Here is a 23,689-nt window from a genome sequence, read left to right on the forward strand (position 1 = left end):
CGCGGGGGCCGGAATACACTCGGCCGATGATGCTCGGACGGATCGCCGAACGTGCATTGATCGACGCCCTTCTGACAGGAGCCCGGGCGGGCCACAGCGACGCCCTGGTCCTCACCGGCGAGCCCGGCATCGGCAAGACCACCCTGATCCAGTACGCGATCGAGCAGGCCGAGGGCATGCGCGTGCTGCGGGCCCGCGGCTTCGAGGCCGAGTCGGAGATCCCGTTCGCCGGCCTGGCCGACCTGCTGCGCCCGGCGCTGTCCGAGCTGGACACCCTGCCCGGCCCGCAGGCCGCGGCGCTGCGCAGCGCGCTGGCCCTCGGACCGCCCGTCGCCGGCGACCGCTTCTCCGTGTGCGCCGCCACGGTGGGCATCCTCGCGGCCGCCGCCGAGGCCGCACCGCTGCTCGTCGTCGTCGACGATCTGCAGTGGCTGGACGCGTCCTCGCGGGAGGCGGTGCTGTTCGCGGGCCGGCGGCTGCAGGCGGACGGGATCGCGCTGCTGCTGGCCACCCGGGACCCCGCCGACGCGGCCGAGCTGCGCTGCCCGCAGCGGGCCCTCAGCGGGCTCACGGTCGACGAGGTGGATGCCCTGGCCCGGGCCTCGATGCCGGCCCCGCCCGCCGGCGCCGCGGCCCGCCTGCACGCGGCCACGGCCGGCAACCCCCTCGGCGTCATCGAGCTGTGCCGCGAGTGGACCGACCCGGTCGACGACGTCATCGGCGCACCGATGGTCCCGAACGGCTCGCGGATCGAGCGGGCGCTCGCGTCCCGGCTGGCGCAGGTGCCGGAGCCGACCCGCCGGGCGCTGGTGCTCGCCGCCGCCGCGGTCGGCGGGGACGTGGGCACGCTGCTGGCCGCGGCCCGGGCCTCCGGCCTGGGTCTGCGCGACTTCGCCCCGGCGGAGAAGGCCGACCTGGTCTCGATCGACGAGCGGCGGATCGACTTCCGGCACCCGCTGCTGCGCTCGGTGGTCTACTACGGAGCATCGATGGACGACCGGTGCGCCGCACACACCGCGCTCGCGGCCGCCTTCGCCGGTGTGCCCGGTGACGCCGCCGCCGACGCCCGCGCCTGGCACCTCGCCGCGGCCACCCTGGAGCCCGACGACGACGTCGCCACGGAGCTCGAGCAGGCCGCCCAGCGCGCCAACCGCCGGGCGGGCTATGTCGCCGCCGCCCGCGCGTTCGCGCACGCGGCCCGGCTCAGCCGCGGCCCTGACCGGCCGCGGCGGCTGCTGCGCGCGGCCCGCTGCTGGCAGCTCGCCGGCCGCAACGACCAGGTGCTGCCGCTGCTCGACGAGGCGCTGCCGCTGACCACCGAACCGGGCCGGCGGGCGCTCATCCAGCACATGAGCGCGTACGTGCGGATGTGGCGCGGCCGGCCCGACGAGGCCCTGGAGTATCTGACCGCGAACGCGGAGGCCGTGGAGCACGCCGACCCGGGCCGGGCGGCGCTCATGTACTCCGACGCGGTCATCCCGTACTTCATGACCGGGCGCATGGACGAGCTGCAGGCGGCGGTCGGGCGCGCGCACGAGCTCGGCGTACGGGTCGGCGGCACGGCGCGGCTGGTCGCAGCGGTGGCGTACGCCGGCGGCCGGGCCCTGGCCGGCGCACGCGCGCAGGCGGTCCGCCTGCTCGAGGACTGCCACCCTGAGCTGCTGCGCGCCGACCCGCTGGTCCGCGCCCAGGAGATGTGCCACGCGGCGCTGACGTGGATCTGGATGGAGGGCTTCGACCGGGCGGCCGAGCTGGTGGACCGGGTGATCGGCGCCGCCCGCTCGACCGGCGCGCTGGGCGTGCTCCCCCAGGCGCTGGGCATCGAGTCGGAGCTGCACTTCCGCGCGGGCAGCTGGCACGACGCCCGGGTCAGCGCCGCCGAGAGCCTGCGGCTGGCCAGCGAGACCCGCTCCGCCAACCTGTACGGCCTCTTCTTCGCCGGCCGCCTCGACGCGGTCCAGGGGCGCGCCGACGACTGCCGCCGCCGGGTGGCCCGCACCGACGAGGTGGCGCAGCGGCTCGGCGTCGACTGCATGGCGCTCTACACCGGGCACGAGCTGGGCCTGCTGGCACTGAGCCACGGCGATGCGGCGGAGGCGATCGTGCGCCTGGAGGCGGTCCGGTCGCTGCCGGTGGTCCGGGAGATCCGCGAGCCGGGTGTGGTGCCGTGGGTCTTCGACCTGGCGGAGGCGTACATCCGGGCCGGGCACACCGACGAGGCGCGGGCACTGCTGGACGCCCCGGAGGCCGCGGGCGACGGGCCCTGGACCCGGGCGGCGGCGTTGCGGTGCCGGGCCCTGCTGGCCGAACCCGACGACATGCGGGTGGCGTTCGAGGCGGCACTGGCGGCCGAGGCGTGCGCGTACATGCCGTTCGAGCGGGCCCGCACCCAGCTGAGCTTCGGCGAGCGGCTGCGCCGCGCCCGGCAGCGTGCGCAGGCCCGCGAGCAGCTCCACGAGGCGCTCGAGGTCTTCGAACGGCTCGGCGCCCGGCCCTGGTCGGACAAGGCGCAGACGGAGCTGCGGGCCACCGGCACGACGATCACCCGCTCCGCCGCCACCCTGCCCGGCCTCACCCCGCAGGAGCTGCAGGTGGCGCTGGTCGTCGGCCGCGGCGCCACCAACCACGAGGCGGCGGCCACCCTGTTCCTGAGCCAGAAGACGATCGAGTACCACCTCAGCAACATCTACCGGAAGACCAACATCCGCTCCCGCACTGAGCTGGCGGGCATCGCGGCGGCCGGAGCGGCTTAGCAGGCTGTCTGCACCAGCGGCCGAGTTGTAGCCGTCCGGCGGTCTTCTCAGATGCCGCGCGGTCGTGCCGATTCTCCTGCCCGTCGTCCGGCCTTCGCCGCCGATGGATCAAGCGCGTGATCCGAGTCAGGGGGCACAGATGCAGCCGCAGCAGCCGTTCACCCAAGTCGATCGCTGGCACGAGGGCGAGGCGGCTCGTGCCGCGTCGTATCAACCCGCGCATTACCCGCTCCCGTCGTACCCCGCCTCGCAGTTCACTCCGGCGGCGGGTTTCGGGGAGTCCCCGGCGAGCGTCGTGCACTGGATACTGCCCACGGGCCGGTCTTGGCAGTCGATCGCCGCAGGGTACGTAGGGCTGGTTGCCATCGTGGCCTGGTTCCTCGGGCCGGTGGCGGTTGGCCTCGGGGTCTGGGCGCTCGTCAAGGCGTCTCGCGACGGCAGCCATGGTCGCGGCCGCGCCGTTTTCGGCGCAGTTGTCGGGGTTCTGGCAACCGTGCTGTTCTTGGCAGTACTGACCACCACCTAGCTCCCGGGGCGTCAGCTCGGTCAGAGGGACCGGATCGCCGCTACCGCTCGAGCCAGTACCGGACACCGAGGCGTTTTGACCGTTTCGGCCTGGCAGAGCGAATCGCCGCGCCGGAGCCCTGGGCGATGTCACCCTGGTCGGGGACCCGCACGGGATTCCCGCCCGGGTCGCCTTCGTCCTGGCTAGGTTCACGGCGATGCCCATGCGCCCCTGCGCCAGCTACCGCCGAGAGGGCGTTCACCTTGTCGTTCCCGGTCACGATCGTCACGCCCGCGGAAGGTCCCGCCGGGGCGCAACGGCCCCTGGAGCTCCTCGAAGCCGCCCTGCTGCGGGCCGGTCTGGAGCTTCGGCGGTTCGGCGACGAGGGCCGGGGCACCGAGCGGCTGGGAATGCTGGCGCACGTCGCCCGGTCCAGCTCGGCCGTTCTCTACACGCTCCAGCTCACCGTCCGTGGATCCCACGAAGGGCCCGAGGACCCCTCCGACGTCGCCGCCGTCCGCGCGGCAGCCGAGTTCGTGCAGACCGTCCGCGCCCACAACGACCGCGTCCCGATCCTGCTGTTCGGCGAGCAGCTGACGGCGCGGCGCATCCCGCAGTCGGTGCTCTCGCGGATCGACGGCGTCGTCAACGCCTACGAGGACACTCCCGACTTCCTGGCCCGCAAGATCCAGCGCGAGGTCAGCCATTATCTCGGCCAGCTGGCGCCGCCCTTCTTCGCGGCGCTGATGCGCTACGCCAACGACGGTGCCTACTCCTGGCACTGTCCCGGGCACTCCGGCGGCACCGCGTTCCTGAAAAGCCCCATCGGCACGCTCTTCCACGACTTCTTCGGCGAGAACCTGCTGCGCGCCGACGTGTGCAACGCCGTGGAGGAGCTGGGCCAGCTGCTCGATCACACCGGCCCCATCGCCGACAGCGAGCGCCTCGCTGCCAGGACGTTCCGGGCCGACCACCTCTACTTCGTCACCAACGGCACCTCCACGTCCAACAAGATCGTGTGGAACTCGCTGGTCGGGCCGGGCGACGTCGTCGCGGTGGACCGCAACTGCCACAAGTCGGTCCTGCACGCCATCATGCTCACGGGAGCTGTACCGATCTATCTGATGCCGACCCGCAACAAGGCCGGCATCATCGGGCCCATCCCCCGCAGCGAGTTCACCGCCGCCGCACTCCGGGCCAAGATCGACGCCAGTCCGCTGGTCACCGACAAGAGCAAGCCGATCCGCCTGCTGGCCCTGACCCAGTCCACCTATGACGGCATCATCTACCGCGCCGACGAGCTGCGGAAGAACCTCGACGGCGTCGTCGACGCCCTGCATTTCGACGAGGCCTGGCTGCCGCACGCCGGCTTCCATGACCTGTACGAGGGGATGCACGGTGTCGCCAACGACCGCGACCGCACCGAACGGACCGTGGTCTACTCCACCCAGTCCACCCACAAACTCCTCGCCGGCCTCTCCCAGGCGTCCCAGATTCTCGTCCAGGACACCGCCGGCGGGCACTTCGACAGCCGGGTCCTGGCCCAGGCGTACCGCATGCACACCTCGACCAGCCCGCAGTACGCCATCATCGCCAGCTGCGACGTGTCCGCCGAGATGATGGCCGGCAAACGGGGTCGCGCCCTGGTCGAGGAGAGCATCACCGAGGCGATGGAGTTCCGCCGCACGATCATCCGCGTCGGCGAGGAACGCGAGGACTGGTGGTTCGGCGTCTGGGGACCGGACACCCCGCCCCGGACCGGACTGCCCGAGCGCGCCGAGTGGGAGCTGACCGCCGGCGCCCCGTGGCACGGCTTCGACCAGGTCGACGACCGTTTCACCATGCTCGACCCGATCAAGGTCACCCTCACGACGCCGGGCCTGACCGTGCACGGCGAGTTCAGCGAGCCCGGCTCGCCCAGCATCCCGGGCGTGGTGCTGGCACGCTATCTCGCCGAGCACGGCGTCGTGGTGGAGAAGACCGGCCTGTACTCGCTGCTGGTCCTCTTCACCATCGGTATCACCAAAGGCCGCTGGGTCTCCCTGGTCGCCGAGCTGCACCGCTTCAAGAGCGCCTACGACGGCAACGCCGCGATCGAACGGCTCATGCCGGCCTTCGCCGCCGCGTACCCCGGTTACGCCGCGCTCGGACTACGGGACCTCTGCGATGCCCTGCACGCCACCTACCGCGACGCCGACCTCGCCGAACTGACCTCGGCGATCTACACCGAGCCGGTCGAGCAGGTGACGCTCCCGGCCGACGCGTGGACCGCCATGGCCGCCGGGCAGGTCGAGCACGTGCCGGTGGAGAAACTGGCCGGCCGTACGACCGCGGTGCTGCTCACGCCGTACCCGCCGGGCATTCCGCTGCTGGTGCCCGGCGAGCGGATCAGCGAGACGATCGTCCGCTTCCTCGAGCACGAACAGATCCTCGCCCACCGCTGGCCCGGCTTCACCGGCATCACCCACGGCGTCGCCGACGAGGGTTTCGGCCACTCCCGTACGGTCGCCTGCCTGCCCGGCTCGTAGACGGGGTCAGAGGCGCGGCCGGTGGCGCCGCTCGAAGCCCGGCATGTCGATGTGCGGGTCGAGGCCGTCGCCGGAGGACACCTGGGCGGCCAGGCGCTGGGTGATGCGGCGGGCCCCGGGCCGGCGGCGGCCGGAGGCGTCCGGGACCTCGGGGAGGCTCAGGAGCTCGGCCATGTCGCCCATCGAGCGGGCGATGTCCTCGAACGGGATGTAGAGGGCGCGGTTCGCGGGCGAGCCGAGGTACTCGAAGGGTGCGGAGCCGGCCATGGCGACGAACCGGACACCCAGCATGTCCAGGTTGCGGAACGCGGCCGAGTCGAGCATGCAGACGACGTGCCGGACGCCCCAGCGGTGGCCGGCGTTGATGAACGACCGGTAGAGCATGCTGCTGACCGTGAGGCCGTTGCGGTCGGCGCGGTAGCGGGGAAGCACCGCGAGCGTGGCGTAGTCCCAGATCTTGCCGCCGTCATGCATGCCGTGCGCGACGACGATCTCGGAGAGCGACACGTCGATCAGGCCGGGCGCGTCGTCCAGGGTCTTGCCGCCACCCTCGATCGCCCGTGCGGCGCCCGCCGGCAGCCCGGTCTCCCGGTCGAGGACCAGGAAGAAGTAGCTCTGCTCCTCGTACGCGGTGTACTCGGCGAGCATCGCGGCCTCGTCCAGCCCGAACGACTCCTCGAACACGATCCGTTCGACGGTGCGTGCGACATCGGCCAGCGGGTCGTGCGCGGCGAGGGCCAGGGCGACGAAGCGGTTCTCCGACGCGTGCCGGCTGAGCGCCTCGGCGCAGAGGTCACCGATGGTGGCGTCGTCGAGGGCATAGGTCATGGGGGCTCCTTGGCGGTGCCGGCGAGAGGGGATGGCCGTGCGCACCAGGCATTCCGGGGGAATCGGACGTAAGAAGGATTCGCGATAAATCACCCTATGTCAAGAAATTGTGAGTCAGACGGTCAGAGCCATGCGTACGAGCCCAGGCCACTTCCCTCGAGCTCGGTCCGCAGCTTGCGCAGCGACCGCATCCGGGTCGGGCCGACACTGCCGACCGGCATGTCGTGGTTGCGGGCGAACTCGGCGTACCCCGGGGCATTGATGGCGCTGAGCGTCACCAGCAGCGTGCGAGCCGGCGCGGGCAGCCGGTCGACGTGCTGCCACAGCAGGTCGTTCATGCTGCGGTCCACGGCGGCCCGCTCGGGCTGCGGCTCCCGCTCGTCCGGACGGTCGGGCTGCTGGTCGAGTCCGACGACCTCGCGCCGGCCGTGGCGCAGCAGCTGCAGGCACTCGCGCCGGGCGACGGTGGCGAGCCAGCCGCCGACCCGCTCCGGGTCCCGCAGGTCACCGAGGTGCTCGACCATGCGCAGCCAGGTGTTCTGGACGGCGTCCTCGGCGTCGGCCTCGGAGAGCCGGAACGTCCGCACGGTCCACCAGACCAGGGCCTCGAACCGCTTGATCAGCTGCTCACAGGCCCCCTGGTCGCCGGTTTGAGCGGCGTGGATGAGCTGCTGGATGCCCTCGTAGTCCTTGATCGCCATCGTCGTGCCTTCCCCCGGTCGTGTCACCAACCGGTCCGACGCTATTGACCCGGGCATCGCGGGGGATCCGGGCGCGACCCTAGTGCCGGAGGACGGGCACCCTGGGATGCGTACCCGGCGGAGCTGTCGGGGATCCGATCACATTAGGGTGTCCGTCCACAGTGTTCGCGGTTCCCCGGAGGGACAGTCCGTGCGTATCGGCCTCAACCTGCCTCATTACGGCCCGCTGACGGCTCCCGAGGCCGTCGCCGGGGTGAGCCGCGCCGCGGAGAGCCTCGGCTTCGACAGCCTCTGGACCGGCGACCGCATCCTGGCCCCGCTGCAACCCAGTGACCGCTATCCCGGCGGCGACGGCACCATGCCGGCCGAGATGGCGACGTATCTGGATCCGCTCACGGCCCTGACCTTCGCCGCAGCCGGCACCTCCCGGATCCGGCTGGGCACCAGCACGCTCAACGCCCTCTGGTACCCGCCCGTGCTGCTGGCCCGTACGCTCACCACCCTTGACGTGCTGAGCCGCGGCCGCCTGGACGTCGGCCTCGGGCTCGGCTGGCTGCGCGACGAGTACACGGCGACCGGCGTGCCGTGGGAGGGCCGGGGTGCGCGCCTGGACGAGACCCTGGACGTGCTGGAGGAGATCTGGGGTGCGGAGGTCGTCGGGCACGAGGGGCCGCTCTTCCGCGTACCGCCGAGCCGCATCCTGCCCAAGCCCGTGCAGCGACCCCGGCCCCCGATCCTGCTGGCGGGCCTGACGCCGCAGGCCACCGGACGCATCGCCCGCCGCGCCGACGGCTGGCTCGCCGTCGGTCTGCCGCTGCCGTACCTGAGGTCGCTGTGGCAGAAGATCACCTCCGAGGCGGAGGCGTACGGCCGCGACACCCCGCTGCGCATCGTGCAGCGCCTCAACCCGCGGCTGACCAGCTCCCCGGCCGACCCGGCGCGGGTGCCGGCGATGGGCACCCTGCGGCAGATCGCCGACTACGCCAAGGCCGCCGCGGCCGACGAGGTCTTCATCGACCTGACCCTCACGGTGACGACCCAGGACGAGATGCTCGACCTGGCCGGCCGCTTCCTCGACCTCATGCGGGCGGGCTGAGCCGGCGCCGGTACAGGGATGCACCACCCCCGGCGCCGCCGTCGTTACGGTCGCCCCATGACGCCACGACCCTCCGCGGACCCCACCATCGGCGAACGCATCCGGGCCCGCCGCCTGCTCCGCGGCTGGAGCATCCGGTACGCAGCCAGCCGGGCCGGCATCTCGCACGCGACCTGGAGCCGGATCGAACGGGGGCTGCAGGCCGCGGACAACAGGTTCGTGCTGGCGGATATCGCCGGGGCGCTGGACTGCGCACCGGCGGACCTCGCGGGCACACCGGTGCCGGCCGCCGACCGGGCCGCGGTGGCCGCGCACGCCGCCGTGCAGGGCATCCGGCAGGCCCTGGTCGACATCGACCTCGACGAGCCGACCGAGCGGACCGCTCCCCCGGTCGCCGACCTGGCCCGCACCCTCGCCCTGGTCGACACGTTGCGGCAGGCCTGCGACTATGCGGGGACGGCGCGTCTCACCCCGGACCTACTGCGCGGCCTGCACGCCGCGGCAGCCGGACCGGACCGGGAGCGGGCGCTGCGGCTGCTGTGCGACATCGCCTTCATCGCCTCGTCGGTGCTGCGCAACCTCGGGCATCCGGCCGAGGCATGGCTGGGTGCCGAGCGGTGCCGCGACGCCGCCGACGCCGCCGACGACCCGGTGCTGCGGGGGTACGCGGCGTACGCGAGGGCGAGCGCGGCGACCGCCTGCGGCTCGTACGACCGCGGACTCGTCCTGGCCGGGCGGGCGGTGGACGAGCTGCAGCCGTACGCCGCACGGCCGGGCGGGGCGGAGGTGCTCGGCTCGTTGCAGCTGCTGTGCGCGTACGCGGCCCGGGGCGCCCGGCGGCCGGACGACAGCCGGGCCTGGGCGGCCGACGCGGCGGCGCTGGCCCGGCGCACCGGCGAGACCACGACGATGGGCCTGTACTTCGGGCCGACCAACGTGGGCATCTGGCGGATCGGCATCGAGGTCGACGGCGGCGACCCCGGCCGTGCGGCGGAGGTGGCCCGGAGCACCGACCCGGCGGCCGTCCCGGCCGGGTTCCGGCAGGTCTTCTTCTATGCCGACACGGCCCGGGCGCTGGCCCGGCTGCGCGGCCGCGACCGGGAGGCGATCCGTTTCCTGCTCATCGCCGAACGGCTCGCTCCGCAGCACCTGCACACGTCGTCCGTGGCCCGGGAGACCACGCGGGCGCTGCTGGACCGCTCCCGCAGGCAGGCCGGCGGCACCGAGCTACGCGGGCTGTGCGAGCGCATGCAGGTCGGCTGAGCACTCATCAGCGGCGCGGCGCTCGTCAGCGGTGCGGCGGGCCGAAGCGGTGGACCTGGGCCCGGGCGGCGCGCAGGCGCATGAACCCGGCGCCGGCCGTGACGCCGGTGATGACGATGAGCGCGGCGATGACGATCTGGTGTCCGAGCTCGACCCGGTCGTCGGCCTGGGCGGCGGCCGGGCTCAGCCACGACTCGTGCTCGGCCTTGGGCGCCGCCGCGACCGCCGGGCTCTGCGCGTCCAGGGGCACCGCCACGGCCCCGGGCTCCGCCGAGCGGGACGTCTTCGGAGTGGGCTTCTTCGTCGGCGCGGCCGCGGCGGCGACCGCCTTCACCACCAGGTCGGAGCACGAGTAGTAGGTGTCCGGCGTGCTCGAGGTCTGCCACACCGTGTAGAGCACGTGCCGCCCGGACCGGTCCTTGGGCAGCTTCACGCTCATCCGGTACGAGCCGCCCCGCAGCGGCGGGTCCTTGATCTCGGCCAGGGGCGAGCCGAGGTCCCCCCAGCTCAGCGGCTTGGCCGGGTCGTATCCCTGCCGGGTCAGGTAGAGGCGGAACGAGCCCTCGTGGGGGATGGTCCCGGCGTACGTGACGTCGAGGGTGCTGCCCGCGGTCACCTTGGTCGACGGCCAGTCGGTGCGGGCGAGGTCGAGGCCCTGGAACTCGGGCAGGTCGCCGCTGCACAGGTTGCCGTCGGGGATGAACTGACGGTCCTTGCCGGCGACGTTGGGCACCCGGAGGTTGTCGAAGCTGCCGAAGGGCCTGCCGTTCGCCGCCAGGGCCGCCTTGCATGCCGCGGTGCCCGTACGCTCACCGCCGGCGGCGCACGCGGCCGTCCGGGAGATCGGCGACGTGGGCGCACCGTGGGCGAGCGCCGGCACCGCCGGGAGCACGGTCGCGGCCGCGGCGATCCCGCCGGCGACGGCGAGAGCTGCGGTACGGCGGACGGACCTCATGCGACCTCCTCGGCGGCACCCGCGTGGGCGGAGCGGCCCACGACGCAAACTACGCAGCTCAGCCCCGGATCGTTCACCGTCACGAGTGGCGCTGCCCGAAAGTACACGGCGCTGTGGTTGCATGGTCTGGCCCCAAGGAATCGACACAGGAGGACACATGGAAAAGCCCGACGTCGGCCCCATCACCGGTGAGCCGCCGGCCGAGCTGCTCGTGGAAGACCTGATCGTCGGCGACGGCGACGAGGCGAAGCCCGGCCACCAGGTCAGCGTCCACTACGTGGGCGTCGCGTTCTCCTCCGGCAAGGAGTTCGACGCGTCGTACAACCGCGGCCAGGCGTTCGAGTTCGGCCTCGGCGACGGGCAGGTCATCAGCGGGTGGGACCAGGGGGTGGCCGGCATGAAGGTGGGCGGCCGCCGCAAGCTGACCATCCCTCCGCACCTGGGTTACGGCGCTCGCGGCGCAGGCGGCGTCATCAAGCCGAACGAGACCCTCATCTTTGTGGTGGATCTGCTCGGCGTGCGCTGAGCCACGGCCGGCAGGCCGCACGGGCCGGGACGGGCGTCGCCTGTCCCGGCTCGCTTCTGTCCGGGTCCGAGGCGGGACGCGGCGAGTGCTGGGACGGGTCGAACGGCTCTCCGATCGGGGTCATCGCGCCGCCTTCAGGTCCGCGCAGCCGGTCTCGTCGGGCAGCAGCGGACGCAAGGTGACCGTCCAGCCATTGCCACCGGAGCTCCACGGCGTGCTCGCGTTCGCCTCTTTCGTTGCCGCCAGCACGGCGTCGCGCTGCTCGCCGGTCATGGTGACGCAGCCGAGCTTCTGCGCCTCGGCCAGCGGCTCGCCGGGCAGAGCCGGTCCCGGCCACGGCATCGCCGCCGGCCGGCCGGGCAGGGCGTCGGTGTTGTCCACGTACGGGCGCACGACCGCGGCCAGGGTCTCGGGCCGGTAGGGCTGCGCGCCCGTCCCCGAGGTGAGCTTGTCCAGCTCGTCGAGGAAGCCGATGAGCTTGGTCCGGGCCTGCTTCTGCACCGCGGTGAGCGCCGGGTCATCGGGCAGGGCCTCGCGCAGCGCGTTGGCGCCGGCCGTCTGCTCACCCGCGTCCGTGACCACCGTGACCTCGGTGGTCGTCGCGTCGGCCACGCCGGGCTGCCCGAAGTCGGTGCCCGGCCGTACGCCCGCCGTCACCGCCTGCCGGGTCAGCTGGGTGACCTGCTCCGCCGAGAGGCTCCGCACGAGCACGTTCGGCAGCGCCGGACCGGGATAGATCGCCGTCGTCGGGCCGTTGAAGATCATCCGGCCGTCGGCGTACACGCTGACCTCGGGCAGGCGCCCGGCGAGCGCGTCGGGGCCGACGAAGCCACCGGTCTGCCGTACCCGCAGCACCAGAGCGTCACCGTCGCTCACCGGCGGCGAGCCGGCCACGCTCTCGTCGGCGGCGACCGGCTGGGCGCAGGCGCCGAGGAGAACCAGGGTGGCGGCGGCAGCAGCCGCCCGCAGGCCGCGAAATGTCGTCATGACCCTTCCGACGTACCCGGAGGCGGTCCGGTTCCGCCGACGCCCGGAGAAAATCGGTGGCCGGTCCCGCACGCGGGGCCGGCCACCTTCCGGGGGCAGGGCGGAGGCTATTTGACCGATCCCAGCGACAGGCCCTGCACGAGCTTGTCCTGGGCGGCGAAGCCGGCCACGAGGACCGGCAGCGACACCACGAACGCGGCGGCGCACAGCTGGGCGAGGAACAGGCCCTGGCTGGTGACGAAGCTGGTCAGGAAGACCGGGGCGGTCTCGGCGACGGTGGCGGTCAGGACCCGGGCGAAGAGCAGCTCGTTCCAGCTGAAGATGAAGCAGATCAGCGCGGTCGCCGCGATGCCGGGCATGACGACCGGCGCGATCACCGAGCGCAGCGTCTTCGACAGCCCCGCGCCGTCCATCGCCGCCGCCTCGAGCATCTCGACCGGCACCTCGGACAGGAACGAGCGCATCATCCAGACCGCGATCGGCAGGTTCATCGAGGTGTAGAAGACGATGAGCAGCCAGATGTTGTCCAGCAGGCCGGTGCTCTGGGCGAACAGGTAGAGCGGCAGCAGGCCCGCGACGACCGGGAGCATCTTGGTGGACAGGAAGAAGAACAGGACGTCGGTCCACTTCTTCACCGGCTTGATGGACAGCGCGTACGCGGCCGGGAACGACAGCAGCAGCACCAGCGCGGTCGACACGATGCTCGCGGTCAGGGAGTTGAGCAGCGGCGGCCACGGGCTCGCCCCGCCGGAGAAGAACTCGCGGTAGCCCTCGAGGGTGAGCGGCGCGAACACCGCCGGCGGGTTCTGGGCGGCGTTCGCCTCGCTGTGCACCGAGGTGAGCACCATCCAGATGACCGGCAGCACGAACAGGATGCCGACCACCCATGCCAGCAGGGTCAGCCAGATCCCGGCGCGTTCCTTGCGCTTCTTGACCGGTTCGCCGCGCTCGTCGCGGGTCGCCGGGACCGGCGCGGTGTCGGTGATGCTCATCGGCCCGTTTCCTCCCTGAACAGCGACGAGACCGTCCGCAGCGCGAACGTCGCGATGGCGATCGTGGCGATCACCACGACGACCGCCGCCGCGGAGGCCCGGCCGTAGTCGTGCGCCTGGTAGAAGATCTGATAGATCGTGTACGGCAGGTTCGCCGTGCCAAGCCCGCCGGACGTGATCGTGAAGACGGCGTCGAAGTTCTGCACGATGTAGATCGAGCCGAGCAGCGCGCCGAGCTCGAGGTACTGGCGCAGGTGCGGCAGGGTCATGCTGCGGAAGATCTGCCAGTTGCTGGCGCCGTCGATGCGGGCCGCCTCCACCACGTCGAGCGGGCGTCCCTGCAGGCCGGCGAGCAGGATCAGCATCATGAACGGCGTCCACTGCCAGACCAGCGCGAAGATCACCGACCACAGCGGCATGTTGCTGATCCAGTCCGGCTGCGGCGGGTTGTCCGAGCCGAACAGGCCCCAGATCCAGGTCAGGGCACCGTTGAACAGGCCGTACTCCGGGTTGTACAGCGCGTGCTTCCACAGCAGGGCAGCCGCGACCGGCACGACCAGGAACGGCGCGATCATCATGGTCCGCACCGCCCCGCGGCCCCGGAACTTGCGGTCCAGCAGCAGCGCGATGCCGAGCCCGAGGACCAGGCTGAGCAGCACCACCCCGGCGGTGAGGAGGATGGTGGTCCAGACCGCGTCACGCATGTTGACGTCGGTGAAGACCCGGCGGAAGTTGTCCACCCCGGCGAAGCCGATCTCGTCCGGGTAGTACGCGTTCCAGTCCATGAACGAGATCACCAGCGTCGCCACGAACGGCAGCTGGGTCACCACGATCATGAAGATCAGGGCCGGCATCAGGGGTGCCCGGCGGGCCCAGCCGGCGGCGCGGCGGGCCGTGGCGGTCGTGGGCGCGCCGGCGGGTCCGGCTTCGGTCTTCTCGGCCACGGATGTCATAGCCGTCTCCTGTCCTGATCAGCCGTTCTCACGGGACCGGTAGCGCTCGGCGACGTCGTCCGCGAGGCGCTGGCCGCGTTGCAGCGCCTCGTCGACGCTCATCTGACCGGCGATCGCCGAGCTGACGTACTGCGAGACCTGGGTGCCGAGGTCGGTGAACTCCGGGATGTCGACGAACTGGATCCCGATCGCCGGGCGCGGCTGCACGCCGGGATTGCGCGGATCGGCGCTGGAGATGGCCTGCTCGGTCGGTTTGGCGAAGGCCGACGCCTCCTTCAGGTAGTCCGCGTTCTTGTACGTGGACGCGCGCTTGCCCGCGGGCACCCGGGACCAGCCGAGCTGGCCGCCGACGAGCTCCTCGTACTGCCGGCTGGACGCCCAGGAGATGAACTTCCAGGCGTTGTCCTTCTTCTGGCTCGCCTGCTGGATGCTCCAGGACCAGGCGTAGAGCCAGCCGGAGCTCGGGGTCTTCACGACCGGCGCGGCGACATAGCCCATCTTGCCCTTCACCGGCGAGTCGGCGGCCTCCAGCGAGCCCGCGGCACTGGTGGCGTCGTACCACATGGCGACGTTGCCCTGGACCAGGTTGTTGAGGCATTCGGTGAAGCCGGCCTGCGGGGCGCCGGTCTCGCCGTGCGCGCGTACCAGGTCCACGTAGAACTGGGTGGCCTGCTGGAACTCGGGGGCGTCGACACGGGCGTTCCAGTCGGCGTCGAACCACGTACCCCCGAAGGTGTTCACGACGGTGGTGAGCGGGGCGAAGATCTGACCCCAGCCGGGCTGGCCGCGCAGGCAGATGCCGGCCATGCCGGGCTGCTTGCCGTCCACCCGGGCGGCGATGTCGGCGACCTGCTGCCACGTCGGCTTCGCGGGCATCTGGATGCCCTGCGCGTCGAGCACGTCCTTGCGGTACATCAGGAACGACGACTCACCGTAGAACGGCTCCCCGTAGAGCCTGCCGTCCTCGGCGGAGAGCGACTCGGTCATCGGCTGCAGGATGTCCGCCTGGTCGAACGCCGTGTCCGTCTTGGCATAGTCGTCGAGCGGGGCGATCCACTTGCTCTTGGCGTAGATCGGGATCTCGAAGTTGCTCAGCGAGGCGACGTCGTACTGCCCGGCCTGGCTGGAGAACTCCTGACTGATCTTGTCGCGGACGTCGTTCTCCGGCAGCACCGTGAAGTTGACTCTGATCCCGGTCTGCTTCGTGAAGTTCGCCTCGGTCAGCCGCTGCAGGTCGATCATCTGCGGGTTGTTGACCATGAGTACGTCGATGCTGTTCGCGCCGCCGGATCCCCCGCCACCGCCGCCCCACCCCGCGCAACCGGCCAGCGCTGCCGCAAGCAGAGCAGCGGCGGTCCCGGACAGGACAGAGCGGACGTGCGCGCGAGCCATGAGGCCTCCCCGGCGAGGCGGACATCGAATCCGACAACTGTGACGCGGGTAACACTCCGGACTCAGTAGATGCCTGTGATCGACACGATGTCAACAGCTCATCACGCACCGCTGCATAAACGGGCGTCTAAGTGTGCGCGACCGTCCTCAAGCGATCACCCTCGCCTCCCGGCCGCGCACGGCCACCACGTCGCCCGGGAACAGCTGCCGTCCGCGCCGGGTGTCCACCTCTCCGTTGACCGTCACGTCGCCGACAGCGATCAGCACCTTCGCCTCCCCGCCGGTGTCGATGAGATCGGCGAGCTTGAGGAACTGTCCGAGTCTGATCATGTCTCCGCCGATCGCCACCTCACGCATGCGACCATCATCCGCCATCGCCGCCGAAGAATTTCCGCGAGGCGTTGAACCATTCGCGCGCGGCAGCCGAACTACCGGGCGTGACTCGACTCGAGAAGCACCGCCGGGCGGGCGTCCTCGCCGCCACCGTCGCCGCGGGCGTGCTCGGCCTCGCCGCCCCGGCCGCGGCCGACGCGACGGTGAGCCCGGCCGCCGTGCCGCAGGGCACGGGGCAGAACCTCGCGTTCCGGGTGACGAACACCGGGCAGAGCCCGATCACCCGGGTCAAGCTGGTGCTCCCGGCCGAGTTGCCGGTCGCCGAGGTGTACCCGCTGTCGCAGCCCGACTGGGCTCCGCAGATCGCGAGCCGGAAGCTGGCGACGGCGCTGCCCAGCATCCACGGCACCATGGTGACGGAGACGACCGGGTCGATCACCTGGATCGCGATGCCCGGCAAGACGCTGCCGCCGGGCAAGTCCGCCGATCTGACCGTCTCGATCGGGCCCATGCCGAGCACCGGCACACAGATGACGTTCACCCTGCAGCCGACGTACGCCGACCCGGCCAAGGGCGCCCCGATGCCGCCGGTCGTGCTGGGCCTCACCCCCGGCGACGCAACAGCGGGCCACACCGGGCACGGCGGCACGACCGCCGGCGACACCGACGCCGACGCCGCCACCTTCGCGGCCCTGGCCGAGGCCGCCGACGACGGACCCGGCTTCTGGACCATCGCCGGCTGGGTGATCGCCGCCCTGGCGGTGGCCGCCGCGGCGGTCGCGGTTCTGCGCTCGCGCCGGCGCCCCGACTCGGGCGACACGCCCGCCGAGGTGAAGAAGGAACTGGTCGGCGCGGGAGCACCGCGGGTGACCGCGTGGAGCTACAAGGACGGCCCGGAGGAGTAGAGGGAGATGTCCCGCGCAGGTGGGCGCGGGCCTGTCGTGATGAAGCGCGTGGGGCGCGGACCACGACATGCGGGTGGGGTCAAGGGCAAGACCCACGACCTGCGTACGGCGGGGCGGGAAGGTTCGGCTTCCCGCCCCCCTGTTATCCGGCCGGGTGAGCCGCTTGGCGATCCTGGCGGACCGCAGCTTGCACGATCCGCCAGGTGCCTGCCTCCTCTAGAGTGAACCCGTGTTCGATCAACTCTCCGGTCGCCGCACCGAGCCCGACCTGATGCCGGGCCGCTGCGGATGATCTCGACGTTCCTGGTCGAACACCGGTGGATCGCACCAGCAGCCCTGGTGCTGCTGATCCTCGCCGGGCCGTTGGCAGGCAGTTGGCTGGTGACCCGGCCGAGGATCGCCTGGGTGCTGACCGCGGCCTCGATGCTGCCGCTGGCACTGCTCACCCTGGTGCCGCAGGACCGCGAGCTCTTCGCCCGCTGCGAGGTGCGCTGGGAGCTCCCCACGCTGACCGGCCCCGAGTCGCTGGCGAACATCCTGCTCTTCGTCGCGCCGGTGCTGCTGGCAGGCGTGGCCACCCGCCGCCCGGTCCTGGCCGTGCTCGCCGGGACCGGGCTGTCGGTGGTGGTGGAGGCGGTGCAGGCAGCGGTGCCCGCGATCGGCCGCTCGTGTGACTCCGGCGATTGGATCAACAACACGATCGGCGCCGTCATCGGCGGACCGCTGGCCTGGCTGTCGTTGACCGCCGCCGAGCGCCGGCAGCGCCGGCAAGCGTTCGTACCGCCGTCTCGGTGACGCCGGCGCGAACGCGCGGGGAACGTGGGGTCAGACGGAGACGGTGCGGGGCGACTTGAGGGCTTCGATGATCTCGTGCTGGGCCCGCTCGGCATCCTCGTGGGCGACCTGGCAGGTGCCGGCCGCCTGGTGGCCGCCGCCGCCGTAGCGGAGCATGACCTCGCCGATGTTGACCGGCGAGGTGCGGTCGAGGATCGACTTGCCGCAGGCGAAGACGGTGTTCTGCTTCTTGAAACCCCAGATGATGTGCACCGACACCCGCGCCTCGGGGAAGAGCGCGTAGACCATGAAGCGGTTGCCGGCGAAGATGGTCTCCTCGTCGCGCAGGTCCACGATCACGACGTCACCGTCCATGCGGCAGACCCGCTGCAGCTGCTCGACGAACATGGCGGACGAGTCGCGGTACATGTCCACGCGCTCGGCCACGTCGGGCATCTTGAGGATCTCCTCGATGCCCATCTGGATGCACGCGTCGATGAGCGTGCGCATGAGGTCGAAGTTCGCCACCCGGAACTCGCGGAAGCGGCCCAGGCCGGTGCGGCTGTCCATGATGAAGTTCAGCAGGGTCCAGCCGGTCGGGTTGAGGATGTCGTCGATCGTGTAGTCGGCCGAGTCGGCCTGGTCGACGGCGCGCATGAGGTCGTCCGGCACCTCGGGGAAGCGGTCGGCACCCCCGTAGTACTCGAAGACGACCCGCGCGGCCGACGGGGCGCTGGCGTTGATGATGTGGTTCGGCCGGTCACCTTCGTTACGCAGCGTCTCGGAGAAGTGGTGATCGAAGACCAGGTGAGCCTTGGGGTGGTACGGCAGATTGGTAAGAATGTCACGTTCCGTGATGTCTGCCGTGCCGTCCTGGACATCCTTCGGGTGCACGAACTTGATGTCGTCGATGTCGATGACGTTCATGAACTTCAGCAGCACGGCGCACACCAGGCCGTCCATGTCACTGCGCGTCACGAGACGGTACTTCACGAGCTTCTCCCTCTGCCGGGCGGCGGCTTACTTCCCATTTTGCCACTTTTGAGGCTATGGCCCTGGTCGCATCCGCGTACCGGTTTGATCCGAAGGGTGGTCGCGCTGCGTAAAGTTCCGGTGGAAGCTCACGAACGCGGTCGGAGGAAGACCAGACGATGGACAACGTTCCCCAGCTCGTACAGGACCGCAACGCGCCGCCCGCCACGCTGGTGATCTTCGGCGCGTCCGGCGACCTGACCCGCCGCAAGCTGCTGCCGGCGGTGGAGAGCCTGGCCCGGCACAACCGGCTGCCGGCCGAGTTCGCGCTCGTGGGCGTGGCTCGCACCCCGATGGAGGACCACCAGTTCGCCGAGAGCGCCCTCGGCGGCCGCAGCCTGGCGGACAAGCCGCAGCTTCAGGGCGGAATCAGGTACGTATCGGGCGGCTACGACGACCCCGAGACGTACAAGCGGCTCGCCGAGGTCCTCGACGAGCTGGACGCCACCCGCGGCACGTCGGGCAACCGCATCTTCTACCTCTCGACCCCCGCGGAGGCGTTCGAGCCGGTCATCAACGGCCTCGCCGGTGCCGGGCTCAACCACGCGCACGAGGACTCCTTCTCCCGGCTCGTCATCGAGAAGCCGTACGGGAAGAACCTGGAGACCGCCCGCAAGCTGGACGGCATCGTGCACGCCGCCTTCGACGAGCCGCAGGTCTTCCGCATCGACCACTACCTGGGCAAGGACACCGTCCAGAACGTGCTGGCGCTGCGCTTCGCCAACGCCATCTTCCAGCCCATCTGGAACCGCTCCTGGGTCGACCACGTGCAGATCACGGTCGCCGAGACGCTGGGCGTCGGCACCCGCGGGGGCTTCTACGAGCACGCCGGCGCCATGCGCGACATCGTGCAGAACCACGTGCTGCAGGTCCTCGCGCTCGCGCTCATGGAGCCGCCCGCCTCGTTCGACGCCGAGGGACTGCGCAACGAGAAGGTCAAGCTGCTGCAGGCGATCCGGCTGCCCACCGACCGCGACATCGCCGACCTGGCGGTGCGCGGCCAGTACACCCGCGGCGGCACCCGCGACGACCTGATGGCCGGCTACCGCGAGGAGACCGGCGTCGACCCGCTGTCGCGCACGGAGACGTATGCCGCCATGCGGCTCAACGTCGACAACTGGCGGTGGGCCGGGGTGCCGTTCTATGTGCGTACCGGAAAGCGGTTGCCGGCCCGGGTCACCGAGGTCGCCCTGCAGTTCCAGCGGCCGCCGCACCTGCCGATCCCGACCAACCAGCTCACCGAGCTGGAGGCGGACGCGCTGATCCTGCGGATCCAGCCCAACGAGGGCATCTCGCTGCGCTTCGGCGCCAAGGTCCCGGGCCACTCGTTCCGGGTGCGCACGGCCAGCATGGACTTCTCGTACGAGCAGACGTTCCGCGAGGAGTCCCCGGAGGCCTACGAGCGGCTGCTGCTCGACGCCCTGCTCGGCGACCCCACCCTGTTCATCCGCACCGACGAGGTCGAGCAGTGCTGGCGCATCGTCGACCCGATCATCGAGCACTGGGCCAACGACCCGTCGCCCATCCCGACATACGAGGCGGCCTCCTGGGGCCCCACGGACGCCGACCGCCTCATCGGCCGCAGCGGCCGCAAGTGGCGCAACGAGCTGTAAGCCTCACCGCTTCGCACGGGCTCTGGCAGTCGCCAGGGCCCGTTCTGCGTGCGCGCTCATGCTGAGCTCGCTGTGGATGACCTCGAGCACCGTCCGGTCGGTGTCGATGACGAACGTCAGGCGCTTCATGCTGAGCGGGCCGAGCGGCACCCGGCGCTTGACGCCGTAGGCCTTCGCGACCGCGCCGTCGGCGTCGGAGAGCAGCGGGTAGTCGAACCCGTGCAGGTCGGCGAACTCCTTCTGCCGGTCGACCGCGTCCCGGCTGATCCCGACCCGCTGCACACCCGCCTCACGGAACTCCGCACCCAGGTCCCGGAAGGTGCAGGCCTCCGCGGTGCACCCGGTGGTCATCGCCGCCGGGTAGAAGAAGAGCACCACCGGACCGGCGGCGAGCAGCTCGCCGAGCCGGCGCGGCTCCCCGTGCTGGTCGGGCAGGGTGAAGTCGGGGGCAAAGTCACCAGTGTCGATCGTCACGCGGTCAACGGTACGCGACTGAATTCGCCCATGCGGGACCGCTCGCCTAGGGTGGAGACACCACCTTCCGCGTCCCTACGACCCACGGCTGACCCCTGCCCGCCCCCGACGAAAGCGACACCCCCATGCAGGTCTCGGTCGCGCACCACCCACCCAACACGGCCGTTCTGACGCTGCGCGGCTCGCTCGACATCGACACCGCGCCCTCCCTGAAGGCCAACCTGAGCCGCCTCGTGGAGCGGCCCAGCCCCCACGTCGTGGTCGACCTGGCCGGCCTCGACTTCTGCGACTCGATGGGCGTCGGCGTGCTCGTCACCGCGCACGGCCGGGCCATGGAACGAGGCGGCTGGGTGCGCCTGGCGGCGCCGTCGGGCTTCCTCCGCCGGCTGCTCGACACCCTCGGCCTCACGGACTTCCTGTCCTTGCACACCGACGTGGAGACCGCGCTGAAAGACTGAGACCAACGGGCAGAGCGGCCGCTCGCCCGGCGCGTGGCGGCCGGTCGCGCGCGACGATGACCGCATGAGGAGACGACAGGCTCGCGTCCTGCTGTGGTCGCTCTGCGGCGCGCTTCTCCTGACCGGCCTCACCGGGCCGGTGGCCGCCGTACCGGCCGTCCGGGACCGGATCTGGGACCGTCGGGAGCCGACGCAACTGTCCTTCCGCGGCGACTCGGTCGTGGACGTGCCGTCGGGCGGCCGGCCGCTATGCGATCTGGGCGACCCGGCCGACCATCGCCCCGGACGCCGGCCGCTGCACCGTGGCGGGCGCCTCCGCGATGTCGGCACCCCGCCCGGTGATCCACTGGGTCGAACCGGCCACCGACGACACGCTGTGGACCTGGACGGCGACATTCACCGCCACCGCTCCGGGACCACACCGGCTCGAGTGCGCTCTCGATCCCGGCTCCCCCGGTCAGAGGTACACGGTGACGCCGGTGCCCGAGGGGCGGCTGTACGCGTACCTGATGTGGCGCCGCCTCCAGGACGCGGCGATCCTGGCGCTGGTCGCCGGAGGTGTCCTGGCGCTGGTTCTGGTGGCGAGGCGAAGGCCCGCCCGGATCGCTCCGGACGGGCCCGCGACTCGCTGAGTGAGGTTCGCCTCAGCTGGTGAGGCCGAAGACGATCCGGCCCAGGGTGTCCTCCGTGCCGACGAAGCCCTCGGCCGGGCTGAAGCGGCTGTCGCCGAAGTCGACGTCCGTGTCGTCCGCCGTGCCGCCGATGCCGTCCGGGCCGACGCCGAAGAGCACGTCGAAGTTGGCGCCGCCTGCGTCCATGAGGTTGGGGGTCTCGTCGGCGTTGTCGGTGTGCCAGTCGCCGAAGAAGTGGCCCGCCTCGTGGGCGGTCACGTTGCCGACCGCCTGGCCGACGAAGGCGACCCGGTCGCTCGCGTCGGTCAGGTACGTGTTCAGCGAGGCCGGGCCGCCGGCCGTGTCACTGAGCACGTCCTGCAGCACCAGGGCGGTCTCCTCGGTCTCGAAGTTGCCCGGGTCGATGCTCTGGGCGATGCCGATGGTGCTGACGCCGGACTCGGCGATGGTGCCGCCGATGATGATCCGGCTGACGTTCTTCTGGCCCCACGGGTCCGGGTCGTCCTTGCTGTTGAGGATCTTCAGCTTGAACCGGCTGTTGAGGCCGCTGTCGATGAGGTCCTGCTTGATGTTCTCGGTGACGGTCGCCACGACGGCGTCGATGACGGCGTCCTCCTGGGCGCGGGGGATGCCCCACTTGGCGAGGAAGGCCGAGAACGGGCTCAGCGTGACGTTGCCCGTGCCGCCGAAGACGCCGGTGTTGACTCGGGCGCCGTCGAAGTCCAGGTACAGCGTCTGGGTGGGCTTGTCGCCCTGCAGCGGCGGGCGGTAGGCCTCGACCGTGATGTCGTAGCTACCCTTGCCGTCGGACACGCCGATGTAGTGCCAGCCGGCCTTGGTGGCCACGTAGTCGGTGACCGCCTTGCCGCCGCCCGGCAGCTTGCTGTCCATCGGGTAGATGAACGACGCGTCCTGGTTGGAGCCGTGCACCTCGCGCGGGTCGGTGTCGTAGACCGTGAGGTACGACGGCGCGCCCTTCACCGAGGCGCCGAGGACGTCGCCGGGCTTGAGCTTGACGGCGAAGAAGTCCTTGTCGGCCGAGGCCGCGGAGATGGTGACCGTGTACGGGCCCTCGCTGGCCCCGCCGTCGCCGCTGGCCGGGTCGAACGGGTCGGCGGGCAGGCCGCTGTACGCCGCGACGACCACGTAGTACGTCCCGGAGGCCGGCACGTTGTAGGTGAGCAGGCTGTCGAAGCCGTCGGCGTCGTCGTTGGACGCGACGATGGTGCCGTCCGGCGTGTACAGCGCGACCAGGGTGTCGAGCGCGCCCGTGGGGGTGTCGGTGTCGACCGTGACGGTCTGCCCGGCGGTCGCCGTCAGCTTGTAGAAGTCGAAGTCGTTGGTGCCGGTGCCGGCGGAGCCGTGCGGGCCGTCGCCGATCTCGGCCGAGGTGACGATCGCCGCGCGGCCCTCGCCGATGCCGGTCTCGCCGGCGAGCGGGATGGAACCGTCGTCCTCGGGGGTGGCGGCGCGGTTCTCCGCGGTGACCGACTCGGGGTCGAGCGAGCCGAGGATGCGGATCGCCGGGTTCTGCTTGGCGCCGGTGCCGAAGTTCTGGATCAGCTGGGCGGAGGCCGGGTTGTCGTTGGCGCCGAACGTACCGTCGGGTTCGTCCTCGTCGACGGCGATCGCGGCGGCGGCCTTCGCCGCGGCCGAGGACGCGCCCTGCGCCTTGAGCCGGGCGGCGGCCTTGCTGGTGGCCTGCTTCTTCAGGTAGTTCGCCCAGCCGCTGTAGTCGGCCTTGGCGGCGTCCGGCAGCAGGGCGAGGAACGGGTTGGGCCCGGCCGGCTTGGCGCCCGGGGCGGCCTTGGGCGCGACCGGGATCCCGGCGGCCAGCGAGACCTTGTCGGCGGGGCTGAGCCCCGGGTCGGACGGTTTCGGAGCGGCTTGCGCGACACCCGGAAGGAGCGTGGCGAGCCCGAGCGCGACCGCTCCGACGGTCGCGATGCTACGTCGCATCAGGTTATCCCCCTTCAGCGCGTCCGGGCC

At 71.5% G+C, this 23,689-nt stretch carries 23 protein-coding genes; 11 read left to right on the top strand and 12 right to left on the bottom strand.

Going from position 1 to position 23,689, the window contains the following annotated elements:
- Nucleotides 1-26 precede the first annotated feature (26 nt).
- The 3 genes from AB0J80_RS26760 (at nucleotide 27) to AB0J80_RS26770 (ending at nucleotide 5,786) form a co-directional block, all read left to right on the top strand.
- Nucleotides 27-2,753: an AAA family ATPase gene (locus AB0J80_RS26760; protein WP_364710028.1), complete on the top strand. Its 2,727-nt coding sequence runs from the start codon at nucleotides 27-29 to the stop codon at nucleotides 2,751-2,753.
- 139 nt (nucleotides 2,754-2,892) lie between these two features.
- A complete protein-coding gene (locus AB0J80_RS26765) occupies nucleotides 2,893-3,279 on the top strand; it encodes a DUF4190 domain-containing protein (protein WP_364710030.1) in 387 nt (128 codons plus the stop codon).
- Nucleotides 3,280-3,521: 242 nt separating this feature from the next.
- A complete protein-coding gene (locus AB0J80_RS26770) occupies nucleotides 3,522-5,786 on the top strand; it encodes an Orn/Lys/Arg decarboxylase N-terminal domain-containing protein (RefSeq protein WP_364710033.1) in 2,265 nt (754 codons plus the stop codon).
- A gap of 6 nt (nucleotides 5,787-5,792) precedes the next feature.
- On the opposite strand, the gene AB0J80_RS26775 is transcribed toward AB0J80_RS26770, so the two are convergent.
- Both AB0J80_RS26775 and AB0J80_RS26780 read right to left on the bottom strand, forming a co-directional pair.
- Nucleotides 5,793-6,614, bottom strand: a complete 822-nt coding sequence (locus AB0J80_RS26775) for a hypothetical protein (protein ID WP_364710035.1) — start codon at nucleotides 6,612-6,614, stop codon at nucleotides 5,793-5,795.
- Nucleotides 6,615-6,736: 122 nt separating this feature from the next.
- Nucleotides 6,737-7,342 (bottom strand): sigma-70 family RNA polymerase sigma factor, encoded by a 606-nt coding sequence (locus AB0J80_RS26780; RefSeq protein WP_364710267.1) that lies wholly within the window; start codon nucleotides 7,340-7,342, stop codon nucleotides 6,737-6,739.
- A 163-nt stretch (nucleotides 7,343-7,505) separates the two neighbouring features.
- Here AB0J80_RS26780 and AB0J80_RS26785 point away from each other — a divergent pair, with 163 nt between their 5' ends.
- Together AB0J80_RS26785 and AB0J80_RS26790 are read left to right on the top strand one after the other, a co-directional pair.
- The gene (locus AB0J80_RS26785) at nucleotides 7,506-8,411 is read left to right on the top strand and encodes a TIGR03619 family F420-dependent LLM class oxidoreductase (RefSeq protein ID WP_364710037.1); all 906 of its coding nucleotides are present in this window, start codon (nucleotides 7,506-7,508) and stop codon (nucleotides 8,409-8,411) included.
- Between the two features lie 57 nt (nucleotides 8,412-8,468).
- Nucleotides 8,469-9,674, top strand: coding sequence for a helix-turn-helix domain-containing protein (locus AB0J80_RS26790; protein WP_364710040.1), 1,206 nt, complete (start codon nucleotides 8,469-8,471; stop codon nucleotides 9,672-9,674).
- Between the two features lie 25 nt (nucleotides 9,675-9,699).
- Here the strand turns inward: AB0J80_RS26790 and AB0J80_RS26795 are convergent, their stop codons facing one another.
- Complete coding sequence (locus AB0J80_RS26795; protein ID WP_364710042.1) at nucleotides 9,700-10,629, bottom strand: lytic polysaccharide monooxygenase; 930 nt, start codon at nucleotides 10,627-10,629, stop codon at nucleotides 9,700-9,702.
- Nucleotides 10,630-10,786: 157 nt separating this feature from the next.
- Between AB0J80_RS26795 and AB0J80_RS26800 the strand changes: the two genes are divergently transcribed.
- Nucleotides 10,787-11,155: an FKBP-type peptidyl-prolyl cis-trans isomerase gene (locus AB0J80_RS26800; protein ID WP_364710044.1), complete on the top strand. Its 369-nt coding sequence runs from the start codon at nucleotides 10,787-10,789 to the stop codon at nucleotides 11,153-11,155.
- A 120-nt stretch (nucleotides 11,156-11,275) separates the two neighbouring features.
- Here AB0J80_RS26800 and AB0J80_RS26805 read toward each other — a convergent pair whose 3' ends face one another.
- The 5 genes from AB0J80_RS26805 to AB0J80_RS26825 form a co-directional block, all read right to left on the bottom strand.
- Nucleotides 11,276-12,142 (bottom strand): hypothetical protein, encoded by an 867-nt coding sequence (locus AB0J80_RS26805; RefSeq protein ID WP_364710046.1) that lies wholly within the window; start codon nucleotides 12,140-12,142, stop codon nucleotides 11,276-11,278.
- Nucleotides 12,143-12,249: 107 nt separating this feature from the next.
- Entirely contained in the window at nucleotides 12,250-13,134 is an 885-nt protein-coding gene (locus AB0J80_RS26810) for a carbohydrate ABC transporter permease (protein ID WP_364710048.1), read from the bottom strand.
- On the bottom strand, nucleotides 13,131-14,087 hold the full coding sequence (locus tag AB0J80_RS26815) for a sugar ABC transporter permease (RefSeq protein WP_364710051.1): 957 nt from the start codon (nucleotides 14,085-14,087) through the stop codon (nucleotides 13,131-13,133). Before AB0J80_RS26815 ends, AB0J80_RS26810 begins: the two co-directional genes overlap by 4 nt.
- Nucleotides 14,088-14,105: 18 nt before the next feature.
- Nucleotides 14,106-15,479, bottom strand: coding sequence for a sugar ABC transporter substrate-binding protein (locus tag AB0J80_RS26820; RefSeq protein ID WP_364710054.1), 1,374 nt, complete (start codon nucleotides 15,477-15,479; stop codon nucleotides 14,106-14,108).
- Between the two features lie 147 nt (nucleotides 15,480-15,626).
- Complete coding sequence (locus AB0J80_RS26825; protein ID WP_364710056.1) at nucleotides 15,627-15,836, bottom strand: RNA-binding S4 domain-containing protein; 210 nt, start codon at nucleotides 15,834-15,836, stop codon at nucleotides 15,627-15,629.
- An 80-nt stretch (nucleotides 15,837-15,916) separates the two neighbouring features.
- Between AB0J80_RS26825 and AB0J80_RS26830 the strand changes: the two genes are divergently transcribed.
- Together AB0J80_RS26830 and AB0J80_RS26835 are read left to right on the top strand one after the other, a co-directional pair.
- A complete protein-coding gene (locus AB0J80_RS26830) occupies nucleotides 15,917-16,717 on the top strand; it encodes a DUF1775 domain-containing protein (RefSeq protein WP_364710059.1) in 801 nt (266 codons plus the stop codon).
- 288 nt (nucleotides 16,718-17,005) lie between these two features.
- Nucleotides 17,006-17,512 (top strand): VanZ family protein, encoded by a 507-nt coding sequence (locus tag AB0J80_RS26835; RefSeq protein WP_364710061.1) that lies wholly within the window; start codon nucleotides 17,006-17,008, stop codon nucleotides 17,510-17,512.
- A 30-nt stretch (nucleotides 17,513-17,542) separates the two neighbouring features.
- On the opposite strand, the gene AB0J80_RS26840 is transcribed toward AB0J80_RS26835, so the two are convergent.
- Nucleotides 17,543-18,484, bottom strand: a complete 942-nt coding sequence (locus tag AB0J80_RS26840; RefSeq protein WP_364710063.1) for an exopolyphosphatase — start codon at nucleotides 18,482-18,484, stop codon at nucleotides 17,543-17,545.
- 158 nt (nucleotides 18,485-18,642) lie between these two features.
- On the opposite strand from AB0J80_RS26840, the gene zwf reads away from it, so the two are divergent.
- Nucleotides 18,643-20,136, top strand: coding sequence for a glucose-6-phosphate dehydrogenase (gene zwf / locus AB0J80_RS26845; RefSeq protein ID WP_364710065.1), 1,494 nt, complete (start codon nucleotides 18,643-18,645; stop codon nucleotides 20,134-20,136).
- 3 nt (nucleotides 20,137-20,139) lie between these two features.
- Here zwf and AB0J80_RS26850 read toward each other — a convergent pair whose 3' ends face one another.
- Nucleotides 20,140-20,610 (bottom strand): peroxiredoxin, encoded by a 471-nt coding sequence (locus tag AB0J80_RS26850; protein WP_364710067.1) that lies wholly within the window; start codon nucleotides 20,608-20,610, stop codon nucleotides 20,140-20,142.
- Between the two features lie 125 nt (nucleotides 20,611-20,735).
- Here AB0J80_RS26850 and AB0J80_RS26855 point away from each other — a divergent pair, with 125 nt between their 5' ends.
- Nucleotides 20,736-21,068, top strand: a complete 333-nt coding sequence (locus AB0J80_RS26855; protein WP_364710070.1) for an STAS domain-containing protein — start codon at nucleotides 20,736-20,738, stop codon at nucleotides 21,066-21,068.
- A 247-nt stretch (nucleotides 21,069-21,315) separates the two neighbouring features.
- Here the strand turns inward: AB0J80_RS26855 and AB0J80_RS26860 are convergent, their stop codons facing one another.
- Complete coding sequence (locus AB0J80_RS26860; protein WP_364710073.1) at nucleotides 21,316-21,468, bottom strand: hypothetical protein; 153 nt, start codon at nucleotides 21,466-21,468, stop codon at nucleotides 21,316-21,318.
- Between the two features lie 79 nt (nucleotides 21,469-21,547).
- Here AB0J80_RS26860 and AB0J80_RS26865 point away from each other — a divergent pair, with 79 nt between their 5' ends.
- Nucleotides 21,548-21,700 carry a hypothetical protein gene (locus tag AB0J80_RS26865; protein ID WP_364710075.1) on the top strand — a complete coding sequence of 51 codons (153 nt, stop codon included), beginning with the start codon at nucleotides 21,548-21,550 and terminating at the stop codon, nucleotides 21,698-21,700.
- Between the two features lie 12 nt (nucleotides 21,701-21,712).
- On the opposite strand, the gene AB0J80_RS26870 is transcribed toward AB0J80_RS26865, so the two are convergent.
- Nucleotides 21,713-23,659, bottom strand: coding sequence for a PPC domain-containing protein (locus tag AB0J80_RS26870; protein ID WP_364710077.1), 1,947 nt, complete (start codon nucleotides 23,657-23,659; stop codon nucleotides 21,713-21,715).
- Nucleotides 23,660-23,689: the final 30 nt, after the last annotated feature.

This window comes from Actinoplanes sp. NPDC049548 (genome assembly GCF_040676695.1).
In the GTDB taxonomy this organism is placed as follows: domain Bacteria; phylum Actinomycetota; class Actinomycetes; order Mycobacteriales; family Micromonosporaceae; genus Actinoplanes.